Origin of the sequence: Methanococcus voltae, from assembly GCF_024807655.1 — an archaeon.
In the GTDB taxonomy this organism is placed as follows: domain Archaea; phylum AGJL01; class Methanococci; order Methanococcales; family Methanococcaceae; genus Methanococcus; species Methanococcus voltae_D.
Genome location: NZ_JANUCR010000001.1, coordinates 308,702 through 323,684 on the forward strand (window position 1 = coordinate 308,702; position 14,983 = coordinate 323,684).

Annotated in this window: 12 protein-coding genes; 3 read left to right on the forward strand and 9 right to left on the reverse strand. The window is 28.3% G+C overall.

What is annotated here, in order from left to right; genetic code table 11:
• Positions 1-17: 17 nt before the first annotated feature.
• On the forward strand, positions 18-878 hold the full coding sequence (gene speB, locus J3E06_RS01430) for an agmatinase (RefSeq protein WP_048187176.1): 861 nt from the start codon (positions 18-20) through the stop codon (positions 876-878).
• Positions 879-1,078: 200 nt separating this feature from the next.
• The gene (locus J3E06_RS01435) at positions 1,079-1,324 is read left to right on the forward strand and encodes a hypothetical protein (protein ID WP_013180539.1); all 246 of its coding nucleotides are present in this window, start codon (positions 1,079-1,081) and stop codon (positions 1,322-1,324) included.
• A gap of 195 nt (positions 1,325-1,519) precedes the next feature.
• On the opposite strand, the gene serA is transcribed toward J3E06_RS01435, so the two are convergent.
• The 7 genes from serA to J3E06_RS01470 all read right to left on the reverse strand — a co-directional run bounded on the left by serA (position 1,520) and on the right by J3E06_RS01470 (position 11,440).
• The gene (gene serA, locus J3E06_RS01440) at positions 1,520-3,091 is read right to left on the reverse strand and encodes a phosphoglycerate dehydrogenase (RefSeq protein WP_048187178.1); all 1,572 of its coding nucleotides are present in this window, start codon (positions 3,089-3,091) and stop codon (positions 1,520-1,522) included.
• A 215-nt stretch (positions 3,092-3,306) separates the two neighbouring features.
• Positions 3,307-4,680 carry a phosphopantothenoylcysteine decarboxylase gene (locus J3E06_RS01445; protein ID WP_013180541.1) on the reverse strand — a complete coding sequence of 458 codons (1,374 nt, stop codon included), beginning with the start codon at positions 4,678-4,680 and terminating at the stop codon, positions 3,307-3,309.
• A 341-nt stretch (positions 4,681-5,021) separates the two neighbouring features.
• Positions 5,022-5,837: a 50S ribosomal protein L11 methyltransferase gene (locus J3E06_RS01450; RefSeq protein ID WP_013180542.1), complete on the reverse strand. Its 816-nt coding sequence runs from the start codon at positions 5,835-5,837 to the stop codon at positions 5,022-5,024.
• Positions 5,838-6,062: 225 nt separating this feature from the next.
• Positions 6,063-7,172 carry a tryptophan--tRNA ligase gene (locus tag J3E06_RS01455; RefSeq protein ID WP_013180543.1) on the reverse strand — a complete coding sequence of 370 codons (1,110 nt, stop codon included), beginning with the start codon at positions 7,170-7,172 and terminating at the stop codon, positions 6,063-6,065.
• A gap of 267 nt (positions 7,173-7,439) precedes the next feature.
• Entirely contained in the window at positions 7,440-8,348 is a 909-nt protein-coding gene (mmp11, locus tag J3E06_RS01460; protein ID WP_013180544.1) for a methanogenesis marker protein 11, read from the reverse strand.
• A 339-nt stretch (positions 8,349-8,687) separates the two neighbouring features.
• Positions 8,688-9,227, reverse strand: coding sequence for a hypothetical protein (locus J3E06_RS01465; RefSeq protein ID WP_013180545.1), 540 nt, complete (start codon positions 9,225-9,227; stop codon positions 8,688-8,690).
• A 287-nt stretch (positions 9,228-9,514) separates the two neighbouring features.
• Positions 9,515-11,440 (reverse strand): DUF5591 domain-containing protein, encoded by a 1,926-nt coding sequence (locus tag J3E06_RS01470; RefSeq protein WP_048187180.1) that lies wholly within the window; start codon positions 11,438-11,440, stop codon positions 9,515-9,517.
• A gap of 186 nt (positions 11,441-11,626) precedes the next feature.
• Between J3E06_RS01470 and J3E06_RS01475 the strand changes: the two genes are divergently transcribed.
• Positions 11,627-12,817, forward strand: a complete 1,191-nt coding sequence (locus J3E06_RS01475; protein ID WP_013180547.1) for a methanogenesis marker 16 metalloprotein — start codon at positions 11,627-11,629, stop codon at positions 12,815-12,817.
• Positions 12,818-12,865: 48 nt separating this feature from the next.
• Here J3E06_RS01475 and J3E06_RS01480 read toward each other — a convergent pair whose 3' ends face one another.
• Entirely contained in the window at positions 12,866-13,747 is an 882-nt protein-coding gene (locus J3E06_RS01480; RefSeq protein ID WP_013180548.1) for a DUF4013 domain-containing protein, read from the reverse strand.
• A gap of 196 nt (positions 13,748-13,943) precedes the next feature.
• A complete protein-coding gene (locus J3E06_RS01485; protein ID WP_013180549.1) occupies positions 13,944-14,807 on the reverse strand; it encodes a DUF4013 domain-containing protein in 864 nt (287 codons plus the stop codon).
• Positions 14,808-14,983 lie beyond the last annotated feature (176 nt).

Genomic DNA, 14,983 nt, shown 5'->3' on the forward strand with positions numbered 1-14,983 from the left:
TAATTATGGTGATATATTTGTATTTTGAAGATTTATCTCAGTTTATTTGTGCATATGAAGAATTTGAAACAGCAGATTTTGTAATTTTTGGAATTCCATACGATTCCACAACTTCGTATAAGCCAGGTGCTAGATTTGGACCCGATGAAGTTAGGAAATCTTCTTGGGGTCTTGAAACTTACAGCCCTAATTTAGATTTGGATTTAATAGATGCAAAAGTTCACGATGCTAAAAATGTTGATATTGATGGATGTCAGTCTGAAGTAATAGAAAGAACATATAAATCCACCAAATATTTGCTTGAGCATAAAAAAATACCGGTAATGATTGGAGGGGAGCATTCTGTAAGTTATCCTGTAATAAAAGCAGTTAGTGAAGAATATGAAGATATTATCGTCGTACATTTTGATGCACATTGCGATTTAAGAGACGAATATCATAATAATCCTCAATCCCACGCTTGTGTAATAAAACAAAGCCTTAATCACGTGCAAAATGTGTTTCAATTTGGTATTAGAAGTGGAGATGCGGATGAATGGGAATTCGCAAGAAATGACGAACGTATAACTATATCTCAAGACTTACCAACTGTTGAAGATGTTAAAAAAATCGCAGAATTGAATAAACCAATCTACATAACCGTAGATATCGATGTCTTAGACCCTGCATTTGCTCCAGGTACGGGCACTCCAGAACCTTGCGGATTTTCTACAAAAGAACTAATAAATTCGCTATATTTATTTAAGGATATTTTCGATAAAGTTGTTGGTTTTGATGTTGTTGAAGTTTCACCACCTTATGACCTTAGTGGGATTACGTCAATAGCTGCATCTAAAATATTGCGTGAAATGATATTAATGAAAAACGAAAAGAACTAAAAAACTAAAAAACTAAAATATGGTGCATATTTTCTTTAATTTGCACATAATTTTCGCATATTTTTTTAATTAATTTAATATATCATTATTCAGTATTCCAAAATTAAATAAAAAAGGTTTTAAAGTTAAAACGCAAATATTAAATTATATATAGTTAAAATTAGATAAATCATAACATTATGTAATAACTTGGTGATAGATTGGCATCAGAAACTGTTAAAAAAACTATTGACGATATAGAAAATCAAATACAAAACGATAGCAGATACATTGAATTAGTAACAACTGTAGAATACATGGTTAATATGGTTGCAGATGAAACCAAAAAAGAAACATTTAAAAGAGCTTTAGAAGACGCTGAAAATGTTGAAGACGTTAAAAAGTTATTAAATGTTATAAAATTACAAATTGGCTCACAAGGAGCTAAAAAATTCTTGGGAATTTAAATTATTGGGCATATTTATATTATTGTATTCTAATATTTTTATTTTAAATTTTTTTATAGCATACTATGATTATAGTTTTTAAATAATAATTCATTGAATTAAAAGTAAAAAAGTAAAAAAGATATTTTAAGATTTTATAGTTATAGTTATAATTATAGTTATTTTGAGTTTATATGTAAAACTTAAATAAGGTTATTATAAAGTAACCATTTTTGCAGTTCTTACATTGTCCATTTCTTTTAATTTTGACATTACATCTTCAGAGATTGTATGGTCAACATCTAAAATCATTATACTATGACCCCCAGGCTCTTTTCTACCCACTTGCATCTTTGCAATGTTAATGCCGTACTCTCCAAGTAAAACACCAACTTTTCCAACCATTCCTGGTCTGTCAATGTGCCTTATTACGCATAAATCGCCTTCTGGTTTAACGTCAATGTCATATCCATTAATTTTTCTAAATACGACTTCTCCATCTACAATATTACCGATAATTGAAATTTCGTCATTATTACCTTTTGCAACAATTTTTAACGCATTTCCATATTGGTTTTCTTTCATAGTACCTTCAGAAATCTTAATATTCCTGTTTTTAGCAACGACTGGTGCATTTACTAAGTTTACGCCAGCTAATAGGATAGGTGATAATATACCTCTTAAAAATGACCTTTTAATCATTTCAGTTTTTTCAGTTGCTAATTCACCCAAATAGGTAATTTCAATATTATCTATGGTATGATCTAATAATTGAATAGCCATTAAACCCATTTTTTCAGCTAAAATCATATATGGTTTAATTTTATTCATTTTTTCTGATGGCAACATTGGTAAATTTACCACGTTTTCAGCAGATTCTCCTTTTAAAATCTTTATAGCTTGTCTTGCTACTATTGTACCTGCACTTATTTGTGCCTCTTCTGTTGAAGCCCCTTGGTGTGGAGTACCAATTACATTGTCCAATTCTAAAAGAGGGTTTCCTTTAGGCGGTTCTTGCTCAAATACATCTAAAGCAGCGCCCCTAATTTGATTAACTTTTAAAGCGTTGTATAATGCTTCTTCATCAATTAAACCGCCTCTTGCACAATTCATAATAATTGTATTAGGTTTCATAAGGTCTAATTGTTCCTTAGCAATCATATGCTTTGTTTTAGGAGTTAATGGAACGTGTAAGGTTATAAAATCACTTGTTTGGCATAAATCATTTACACTTAATAACTCAATGCCTAAAGAGTTCGCAACGTCTTCAGGAATGTATGGGTCATAAGCTACTACTTGCATACCAAAAGCTTGTGCTCTTTTTGCAACTTGCTGACCGATTCTACCGAGCCCTACAACACCCAATGTTTTTCCGTAAACTTCGAGACCTTTAAAGGATTTTCTATCCCATTCGCCTCTTTTTAATGATGCGGTAGCTTGAGGTATGTTTCTTACAGCAGATAACATCATACCAAATAAGAGCTCTGCTACAGATATTGAAGATGCGTCTGGTGCATTCAACACAATAATACCTTTTTCGGTTGCTGCGTTTATATCAACATTATCTACACCTACACCAGCTCTTGCAATAACTTTTAAGTTTTCACTTGCGTCGATGATTTCTTTTGTGGCTTTTGTACCACTTCTGATAACCAAAACGTCTGCATCTTTAATTTTTTCCTTTAATTCTTCTACAGATAATCCGGTTGCCACTTCAACATCGCCAGCAGCTTTTAAAATATCCACTGCATTTTCGTGTAAAGCGTCAGTAATTAGGATTTTTGACATTATCATCACCAATATAATTAACTCGCATAAATAATTTAATAATTATTTGAATAATTTTTAATTAAGTTATTTTTTTCTATTTTTTCTATTTTTTCAATAGTTTATGCTCATATGTTATTTAATTATCATAATATAATAATTTGTACTTATATTTAAAAGTAATTTATATAATAATTAATTTAAAACAATAATATGAATAAAGTAAATTATATTGCCTATAAAAATTTAGAAATATAATCTACAATTTTTAAAGCAATTTCTTGCTTAGAACCTTTTAAATTTATACCATTTGTATTATACTTGTCAATAACTAAAACGTCATTGTAATCATCGCCAAAATAATGTTTTGAAAGGTCATTTGCAATAATTACATCTATTCCGTATTTATAAAGTCTATCAAGTGCTTTTTCCATTAATTCAGGCTTTTTTAAGTCATATTCTGCTTTATAACCGATTATTATTTTATCAGGATAATTCTTTTTTAATTCATAAATTACTTTTGGAGTTTTAACAAGCTTTATGGTTTTTTCATCTAAATCAGAACTTATTTTACCATTTACTTCATCGACTGGCGTATAATCCGATATTGCCGCACAGGATATAATTATATCAGCATTTTTTCCGTATTCTAAAGCTTCTTTAAGCATATTATCTGCAGTAGTAGTTTTTATAGTTTCTATATAATAAGGCATATCAATACCACTACCCATTATTACTTTTACGTTGTGTCCTTCCTTACAAAATGCTTCTGCCAACGATTTAGCAGTTTTACCCGAGGATAAGTTTGAAATTACCCTTACTTTATCGATAAATTCTACTGTACTACCGCCCAATATTAAAACATCTTTTTTAGGTTTTATTTTGGATTTTAATGCAATATCTGGATTTAATTCGATTTTAGAATCTTCTAATCCAATACCGGTTTTTAATTTTTCCAATTTATTAAAATCATTTGAATTTGTGATTTTTTGACTATATTCGTTTTTTTCAGTGGTTTCGTTGTTTTCGTTGTTTTCCGCTTCTTCTTTGAAAACGTCTATTACGTACTTAGAAATTTCATAGACTGATAAAACTTTAGCCTTTTCTTCTTCCATTTTTGAGTTTGTAATATATACTTTATCTTCATTGCTTAATTGCTTGACGTGTTTCCATACTGTATCAATCATATTTTGGTGCATTGCCGGTACGATTACCATCGGTTTTTTATTAAAAAACATAGTTGCTGTTGTACTAACGATATTATCTGCGATTCTTAAGTTTATTTTGCTTATAATATTCGCAGTAGCGGGGTAAATTACCATTGCGTCGCAATGATGATATAAACCTACGTGCTCGATATTTCCTGTAATAGTATCATAAATCTGATTTCCGCAACCAAAAATTAGTGCATCTTTTCCAATTATTTTTTCAGTTTCTGGAGTGTAGATACATTCTACATCGGCACCGTGTCTTATTAGCTCCCTCATTAACTTAGGGGATTCTATAGCGGCAATTGATGACGTAATAGCTACCAATATGGTTTTACCATCTAAAAGCTTTGACTTTTCGTATTTTAGGGATTTTGTTGGGTGTATTAAATTACCATACATAATATCATACTCCTATAATTATGCTCCTTCGTTAAATTATATGGTGTAATAGATATGTAATAGATATGTAATAGATATGCGATAAATTTAGCAAATATGGGTATTAAATAATGGAATATTCAATATTTAATAACTATTTAAAATTACAATGTAAAATAATAGTTAGTATGCTAAATAACTTTAAAATTAAACTTTAAACGAAATAATTCAATATATTTGTACATTAATATTTGTTAAAACTATTTATAATAATGGGTAAATTACAATATAAAAAATAAATATAAAAAACAAAAAATTATAATATTATAATATTATAATTTGTATTAAATCATAGAATAAAATTATTCCAAACTCAATTTTACATTTTCAAAGTCTCCCCCCATAATATAAGAGATTTTAAATGTGTAAGTACCTTTTTTAAGGGGTTTATTTAATGGAACTATCAAAGGTGGATTTAACATAGGTGTGGCACCTGCAATAAGCCCATCTTTTAGTTTAGTATAGGTGTTTAGCCTTAAACCTGCATTATTACAATCGTTAAGCAATGTAAATTCAATGTTATAAGATACCTTCGGGTCATTTATTTCATAGAAATTAACCTGACTATAAAGTTTCTCTTCAGAAATTGATTTCGAAGTAATTTCCTCATCGTAATAAATGTGATTCGTCCTACAATCTACAACTTGTGCAGTATTATAAACAGATTCGGGGATTAAAATACCATTTTCTTTTAAAAGTCCTTTTTTATGAATTTCATTTAAAACTGGGACTTGTGGTTCAGTTATTAAAGCAGTATCCAACATTTCAGCGATTATGACATCGGCTTGTTCTTTATTCCCGTTTTCGTCTTTAAAATTATATTCACTTGCATCTGCTTCTACAAGTTTTATATTATCAAAGTCATTGGTTTTAATATTTTTATCAGTATAATAAGCAGTGATTGGGTCTAACTCTATTGCATAAACTTTTTTAGCCTTTTTTCCTGCAAACATTGCCAAAATACCGCTTCCAGTACCTAAATCAAATACGATGTCATCCTTTGTTATAGTGTTTACTATCGCTTCGTGAAATACAGAAACCCGTTCATTATCTAACAACATACTGTAATGCCATTGTGGCGATTCCATTTTAAATTTAAGGTTTTTTTCTGACTCCATTATATCCCCAGTTTTGTTAAATGATTTAAAATAATATTCAACATACAAATACGTAATACCCATTATTTACAATTTAATAAATACTCAATAAATATCTGATTAATAAGATATAAAAAAGATATATTTTATTTAAGATTTTTAACATTAAGATTTACAATAGTAATATTTTTAGTAATATTTTTAGTAAAATGCTATTCAATAATATTTTTGAATTTAAATAGTAAATCATTCCAACATTTTTTGAGCAATTTCCATTGATTGTTCTCTTTTTTCCTTTAAATCAGCTAAAAATTCAGAAACTTTTTCATAACATTGTTTTTTACAAGTTCCACAGGTCAATTTTCCAGATTTACAATCTTCGTATAATTCTTTTAATTCCTTATCGTCCATTAAATGATAAGCGGATATCTCGTAAATTACACATTCTTCAGGAAGTCCACCTTTCTCTTTTTGCTCTTCTAAGGTTTCTCTACCGCCAGTTTTACAGGACATTACTTTCTTTTTAAATGATTTAGTTGTTTCATCAGATAGATAAATTGCTGTTTCAGGCTTTGAAGAGCTCATTTTACCGCCCAATAAACCAGTCATAAATCTATGATATGTAGATGCCGGAGGTATAAATTTAAAGTCTTTATACCTACCCGTAATATCCCTGGTAAGCCTTATATGGGGGTCTTGGTCAATTCCTACAGGCACTAAAACTGGTACTCTCGATTTATTACCTTTTATGCCCAATTTTTCATTTTCGACCATTTGTGGGTGAAGAATATCTGCAACCTGAACCAGTGGTGCATAAATATGTCCGATGTTTGTTTCGTTTTTAAAACCATATATGGACTTCATTTCTGTAAAATTAACCCTTTTTGATAATCTTAATGCCAAATCTTTTACTATTTCGTTTTTAGACTGTAAATATACGTTCATTTTTTCAGGGTCTAATCCTAATGCAATATAGTTTGCAATATACTCCTCAACTGCGAGCTTTTTGGTTGTTTCAAAATCCAAGTCTCTTGCCCAGTAAGCCTCTAAATCTGCAATTGGGATGTATATCTCAGCACCTAACTTTTGGTAATAGATTAACTGGTCTACAACCATTTTATGACCCATATGCATTTTTCCGGAGGGCATCATACCGCTAACTACAGTAAACTTCTTCTTTTCTTTTATCGTATTCGCTATCTTGTCAAAATCTCTATGACCAAATATAATCCCTCGGGTCATAAATTGATGAGGCGCTTCTAATTTGCTTACTGCATCTTCTATACTCTTTATTCCAAAATTTTCCATTATATTTTTGTAATTTACATCATCTGAAACTTCCCAAGGGGTAATCATAATTTCACCAAATAATCCTAACATTATATTATATATTGTATGGTATTTAACCATTTATTAGTATTTTTAATATAAACTCTAAATATAAATATTTTTAAACAATTTCTTATAACTTATATTTAAAATATTGTAATTAATAGGCAAAATATGAAGAATTTGAAAAATATGAATAAAAAATAAAATAAAATATAATAAAATAATAAAACCAAAAATATAATAAAAATAATATATAATAAAAAATATTGTTTTAAATAACTTAATATTTAATTAATGTTTATATACAATATCTTCAGGTAATTTAGAAGCCATATCGTGATTTTCAGATAAACCTAAGGCTGCTACGGCACCAATAATCCCGCCATTTCCGGTAACTTCTATAATATCAATATTATTTCTCATTGCCACCATTTTAGCATCTTCTATTGAAACCATTTCTCTTTTTGCATTTAATGTATACAATCTCATACTTTTAGAAGGTGTTATCCCACAATAAACTGCTATTGAGGTTTTATTTGAGAGAGTCTTTTCTTTTAAGATTTTCTTGATTTCTTTTCCAACTTCATACTTGTATTTTGGATAAACTGCAAAGGTTAAAGCAATTGATACACAATTTTGCGTTTTATTGGGATTTCCGGGGAATAACTGGGTTATTGTATGGTCAAGGTAATATCCCATACCTTTTTGTTCGATTAACTGACCAACCTCGTTTGCCAATACCCAGGTAGCTCCTTCTTCTTTCGTATCGGTGTCGTCAATACCTACTGTCAATTTTTCCATCATAGGGGTAATTAAAACACCTTTACCTAATTTAGAGCCCCCTCCTTTTTCAATTATTTCAGTGGAAATAACATTCTCGGCATCTTTTCTTAACCCTACTCCCACACCTGCACCAGCTAATCCCGCATAGGTTATACTTACTTCGTCGCCATTTAAGGAAATACCTTCAATACCTGCTGCAGATAAGGAAGGAACTAAATCTAACTCGCCTTTACCCAATTTAAATACATAATGATGTTTATTACCATCTCTCCAAGCAGATAATATATTTGGTGATGTACGGCTGTATTGGTATATCATCCATTCAGAACCGCTTGGGCAGGGGTGCTCTTCAACTAATTCCACCAAATCAAGTTGTTCATCTACCATCGCAATTATTTTTTTGTACGAAATATTCATAATATCACCAATATATTTGTGTTTTCTAATTATGGGGACTTTTATTTGATATTGTTAAATTTTTAATGCTATTTGAAGTTATTGAATATTAATTTTATTCATTATAAAGTTATTCTTTAAGTTGTAATTGTGATTATATATCAATTTAATGATTATTATAATATTACTAAAACTATAAATAATATTACCCATTGTTGAGTTTTGAATAAATTTAAAAATAAAAATAATATATTATATCACGTTATATCCATTTACATTAATATATGTCAATTCATATCAATAAATTCATAAAGAAAATAAAATATAAATTAAAAATATAGATGTATTAATACTTAATTATTAATTAGGGGTCAAATACAAACTTATTTCTTGTTTTAAAAGCTCGAATATATCTTGGGTAGGGTATTGTAATATCTTCACATCAAGGTCTGTATTGCATAATGCATAATTTAAGACATTTAGCTCTAAATCTCGCTCTACCTTATGGAAATTCTCTTCTAAACCTCTTAATCTATTATACAAATCCCATCTTACTTCATCGTTTGTATTTACCTTTAAATCTTTTAATTTATTTACATTTTTTAATACTTCATCATAATTATAAAGTTTATGATTTCTATTTATTTTTTTTAGATATTCTTTTAAATCATCGACCATTTTTGAATAAATTTTCAATTCTTCATTAAAAACTTGAATTTGAGACATATTTATCGAACGTATGTCTAAATCATCCAATGTTTCCTCCAATATTTCTATTTCATTGTATAAGCTTATATATTTTTTAAAAATAGTCTTTAAATTTTCTGAATTCTCATATGCGGGGTCTTTCAACAAAATAAGTTCTGCAAGTTTTTTTAACTCTGAATTAAATTTAACCATATTGTCACATTTTTTAAATTGAATGAGTAATCGATTAAAATTATAAAATTATAAATTCATTTTTTTGTATATTTAAATTAGCCAAATTAATATTTTTTAAAAGTAGGTAGAAATTCTTATTAAAAGATATAGTATAATTTATAACTATAAAATATGATACTATTGATATTATAACACTATTAGTATATCGGTTATATTATTAATATTCTTATTATTTGTATTACCATTCTTATTATTTTGCATTTAATTCGGTATTTAAATAATAAAAAATAAAATTAAAAGATGTATTATTTAAACACGTGTCTTATACTCAATAAAATGCCACTTGTTGCTTTTTTCATTTCCGAAGCATTCATTAATGCCCTACCAACACCCAGATACTTATCTTCATAGTAAATTACAACCTCGTCATTTACTGAGATAATATCCTGTGCATCTTTAAAGCCTGGTGCAAACAAAGAGCCTTTTTTAGCTTTGAAATTCAATTCCACCCAGTTTTCTTTACCGAGAAGTTCGCCACCATTTACAGTTAATACGAAAAGTCCTTTTCTATCATTTAATGTACAAATTTGAACTTCCTTTCCATTTTGTTTTATAAAGAATTTTTTGTGCTTTCCTTTTACAACTACGTCGTTAGGTATAAAATTCTTACCAAACTGGAATTTTGCAAGCTCCTGATAATTGTGGATTACTTGCCCCCTTCTTGTAAATCTCAAAGGTTTTTCAGTATTATCCACATTATTATTATTATTATTATTATTATTTTCATTGGCGTTATTGTTAGTTTCTTCCGATTTTTCAGAGTTTTCTCTTTTAGAAATTGCATTTAATTTCTGTTCTTCACGCATTTTTATTTCTAAATCTTTCAAAATTGCTTTTAAATTCGAAATTGAATCATTTGTGGTAGGATTACCATTTATCGATGAAATTATAAACTCATCTTCGTCAGTTAAGATAGAATTCATTCTTTCCATATCTAAAATTTCTAAATAATGGTCTGGCAAATGGGCAATAACTTTTAAGCCTTTTTTAGTAGCTTCGTCATTTGAAAATTTATTTTTCGCATTTTTTAGATATTTTGCGAGATTTTCGTTTATAAATTCAACTTCATCTGCACTCCATTCACCAGTCACGGGAATATCGTACTTTACACTCAATTCTAAAGCTCTTGGCACTATTCCGTATGGCGAAGTTAATATTAACTCATCCACAGGTGTTTTTATCGAATTAATAGCTCCGATAAATTTTTGATGAGATTTAGATAATGAATAAGGTTTTTTTGAAGAACAAGGCAATAATACAATTAAATTACTAAATGGTGTGTAATTAACCGCTCTTTCGATGTATTTCTTTACTTCAGGTATTTTAACCTCATCCATTGTAACGATTAACTTATTTTCTGTGGATAAAGGTATATTTCTAAGGTCTGGCACATACCTTCTGTAGTTTGCCCTTAAATAAGGGTCTGAAATTGTAGTTTCTTCAACTAAATTCCTTAATTTTTGATTTTCAATACAGTATAGTGTTTCTTCAATCACTGCATCCATTATTTGCCGATTATGAAATTTTAGGGCACTTTCTTTATTATTTTCTTTATTATTATTATTATTATTATTATTATTGTTTGATAATTCGTTTTTTACGTTTGAAATTTTATATTGTCTATTTTTAGATAATTGATACCCCATTGCGGAATAATAATCCACAGCGCCGTAATCAAAGTAATCTACACCCATATAAACTAATAAAGGCACTTGTGCTGGCAAAACGTTTGGAACGTATATTCCTGCGTTTGGAGAAATTTTTTCACGTATTTTCGGTATTATATTGATTAACTCTTTTCGGGATATCATTTGTAAAATATCTACGATAATATATAATTCCTTATTTGGGTCGATATCATCCAAATTTTTAGAAATATCTTTTCCAAAATTTATTATTTCGATTTTATCGTTATTATTAATATTATTATTAATATTTAAATTCAAAATCGTATTTTTTAAAGATTCTGGACAATCAAAAGGAATTTTTAAAATATTATCTTTATTATCCGTATTATCTGTATTATTACTTTTTAAACTCGTTAAATAGTCTTCATCGATTATTTTAGGGGTTATACCCATTTTAATCTCACTTTCCGTTTTTTTCCCATCTTCAACTTCAATTGTTTCTTTACAAATTCTTCCTATGTCATACATCAGTGGCTCTAACATTTATTACACCATTATTTATTAATAAAAATATACTCATAATTTATAATATCATATAAATTCAATACTATAAATAATAATTTAATAATAATTTAATAATTATATTTTAATTATGTCCTAATTAGAATTAGTATATTATTAACGTTATTAACTATAACTATCTTTTAAGATAATTAAATTGGCGATATTATGGAAAACGAAAATTGCGAAAAAATTATTATAACAGTTGACGAATTAAAAAAAATGGTAAAGAATAATGAAGAAGACAAAATTAACGAAGTAGATATTATTACTTGTGGTACTTGCGGAGTAATGTCGGGCACAATGGCGATAATGCACGTACCGATGGATCAAAAATTTAGAAAAGCTGAAAAATTTACGTTAAACGGGATTAATTGCAATGTTGGTCCTTGTCCTAACGAATATTTGGGTAGTGTAGATATTACCGTCAATGGTACATCCCATACTGAGGATTATGGCGCAGGATTTTTATTTAAAGATTTAATTGCAGGAAAAGAAGTAATTGCCAAAGCTTATTGTGATAATAAAGTTTATGAAAAAGCCATTAATTTATCAGAAATACCGACTGCAAACCTTATCGGTACTAGAATGGCATTTAAAAACTATGTTGCACTAACAAACTTAGGAAAACCCGTTAATACAATATTCCACAGAATTCCATTGAAAAAAGGAGAAGCATCATTTTCAGGTTGTGGGGAATATAACCCACTTCAAAATATGAATACGGAGTATTCTAATTTGTTTGGTAAAAAAATACTATTAAATGGTTCTGAAGGTATTGTATTAGGTTATGGTACGAGATATGCTAAAGAAAAGCCTAATTTAATGATTAGTGCAGATATGCACACTATGGACGACTATTATATAGGTGGATTTCACACTTCTGCAGGTGCTGAAATCTACGATACTGTCGCAATTCCTGTTGAAATGAACGAAAAGAATAAAAAATATCTTATGACTATTGATGATGATATTATATTGCCATTAACTAACGTATTGGGTCGTGAACTGATAAAAGAAGCCACTTATGGCGAAGCTTGGAATAATGCAGACCTTAGACCAAAAGTTGATTTGACTAAATGTACTGAAAATAAATATAGAAACAGTGAAACTCCATTATCTAAGTTTTGTGAAGCAGTCGCATTATGCCCTACTAAAGCTCTTGAGAACGGTATACCTTCAAAAGATTGTTTTGGTTGCGGTATTTGTGCCAAAGTGTGTCATGAAGGCGTATATAGCATGAAGTTAAACTCTATTGGGGGAATTCCGATTACTTGTCGTCAATCAGACAGGGTAAGAGCTTTAAAACTTTCAAAAGAACTTAAAAAGAGAATTGAAAAAGGAGAATTTAAATTATAGATTTAAAAATCTATTTAATTATTTAATATTTTTTTATTATTATTTTAATTATATTTTTACATTATCTTCAATATTATTAAATTCAGGTTTATTTTCAAGTTTAGATTTATAATAAATACCTAAACATCTACTTAAATAAAATGAAGAAATTCCCACTAGTACTACGACTAAAAGCAACGTAATTACTATAAAAATTATGAATAATACCGGATTACCCACAAAAGCCATAGTAAAGAAATACATTATAATTACAGGTACGAATAATATACCTGCTATAACTACCATTGTTATCAATACGCCCAATAATTTCCAACTCATCATTTTAGATAATGTTTTAATCTCAAAAAATGCACCAAATCGTTCTTTAGTAGCATAATTCGATAAAGCAAGTACATAATACATCAAAAAGGTTATTCCCGCAGAGATTCCTAAACCTACCATTACCAGGAAACTTAATAAATTAGGTGATTGAATACCTGCACTATAACCAATTATACTAAAAATTGCACTTAAAAAACCTATTATCATAAGAATTAGAATAAATACTAACCACAATATAAAAGTAAATATAGCTAATGAAAATCCTTTAAATGCCAAATTTCCCCAATTTTCCCATTTTGGAAGTATGGAATCCCCTTCTACCGTTGTTTTGATTACAGTTACAAGATAACCTTTTGATATTAAAGCAGCTAAAATTGCAATAATATAATAAATTACCATAATAATTAAGAACAATAATACATTAACCATGCGTGAACTTAAACCTTGTGAGTCCATAATTCCAAGGAACCCTACAATAGATATCACCATTACAAAGACCACTGCTAAAATATCTGGAAAAAATGAAACAATTATATAAGTTAAAAACGCCTTACTATTACTTAATGAATATTTTAATGGATTTACGATATAATCATCACTAAAACTCAAATAAATCCCCTCAAAGTGTTTAAATAATTTAGTTAATTAATAATCTAACTTAGTAAATATACATATTTATTTTATATATAAGTTATTAAAAAAACTGAAAAATACGATTAAATAATATTGTAAATATATAGAAATATATAAAATAAAAATTAAAAAAATAAAAAAATAAAATGAAATAATTTAATTTAATAAGTATTTATTCAAAATCTTCAGTGATTTCTTCTTCAATAATTACCGTATCAAATGAATCAGTTATTACAGATTTATAGTATGTAGCATAACACCTGTATGCATAGAATGAAATTATGGAGTAGGATAACGAAGCCACCAAAACCGTAATAATTCCCACTATCGCACCCATTTCAAAACTACCGCCTACTAACGATAATATGAAGCCCATACCCAATAAAAAGGTAGGTATCAATACAATAAGGGATATTATGGATACTACAATAAGTATAGCAAGCCATTTTAAACTCATCATTTTGCATATTTCTTTAACCTTAAAGAAAGCCGTAAATTCTTCAGTGTATGAATAATTAGAAACTGCCAATGGTATATACAACATCTGGAATATATTTATTATTGTGGTTAAAATCCCTGCAATCACGGGTATTTCCAAGTAATTAAAAGGCATTGAAACTAGTGTATGTATTGCTAAGAATATTAAACTCATTATAATACTGCCTATGGTTAATATAAGACCCTTACTTAATAAATCACCCCATTTTTCCCAGTTTGGCAATACCTGCTCCCCCGCTATAGAAGTTTTTATCAATTTTACAATATAACCGTTTGTAGCTAATGAAATTAATATCGATATAACTAACCATATTATAAATCCAATACCTAATGCCATAATTAACGAAAACGTTGTTTCAGGTGTCATACTACCCATATCTGACCCATACTTAGAAAGAATGGATATACCAGTTGTTAAAACAATAACTAACAATAAAACTAACGGTATAAATCCTAAAGCAGTAAATATTAAGAGTGCTTTAATATTACTTAATGAATATTTTAATGGATTTACGATATAATCATCCGCAAAACTCAAATAAATCCCCTCAAATTATTTTTTTAAATTATTTTTTATTTAACTTAGTTATTTATTAATAACCATTATATGACATTTATTTTATATATAAGTTATTAAATAAACTGAAAAATAGGATTTATAGTATAATATATGAGTATATAATACTAAAATTAAAAAAAGAAAAAAATAAAATA

Excerpts from the sequence above, each read along its gene's own strand:
- J3E06_RS01455 (WP_013180543.1), bottom strand. The coding sequence starts at position 7,172 with ATGATTACCCCTTGGGAAGTTTCAGATGATGTAAATTACAAAAATATA.
- serA (WP_048187178.1), bottom strand. The coding sequence starts at position 3,091 with ATGTCAAAAATCCTAATTACTGACGCTTTACACGAAAATGCAGTGGAT.
- J3E06_RS01465 (WP_013180545.1), bottom strand. The coding sequence starts at position 9,227 with ATGGTTAAATTTAATTCAGAGTTAAAAAAACTTGCAGAACTTATTTTG.
- mmp11 (WP_013180544.1), bottom strand. The coding sequence starts at position 8,348 with ATGAATATTTCGTACAAAAAAATAATTGCGATGGTAGATGAACAACTT.
- J3E06_RS01475 (WP_013180547.1), top strand. The coding sequence starts at position 11,627 with ATGGAAAACGAAAATTGCGAAAAAATTATTATAACAGTTGACGAATTA.
- J3E06_RS01450 (WP_013180542.1), bottom strand. The coding sequence starts at position 5,837 with ATGGAGTCAGAAAAAAACCTTAAATTTAAAATGGAATCGCCACAATGG.
- J3E06_RS01470 (WP_048187180.1), bottom strand. The coding sequence starts at position 11,440 with ATGTTAGAGCCACTGATGTATGACATAGGAAGAATTTGTAAAGAAACA.
- J3E06_RS01445 (WP_013180541.1), bottom strand. The coding sequence starts at position 4,680 with ATGTATGGTAATTTAATACACCCAACAAAATCCCTAAAATACGAAAAG.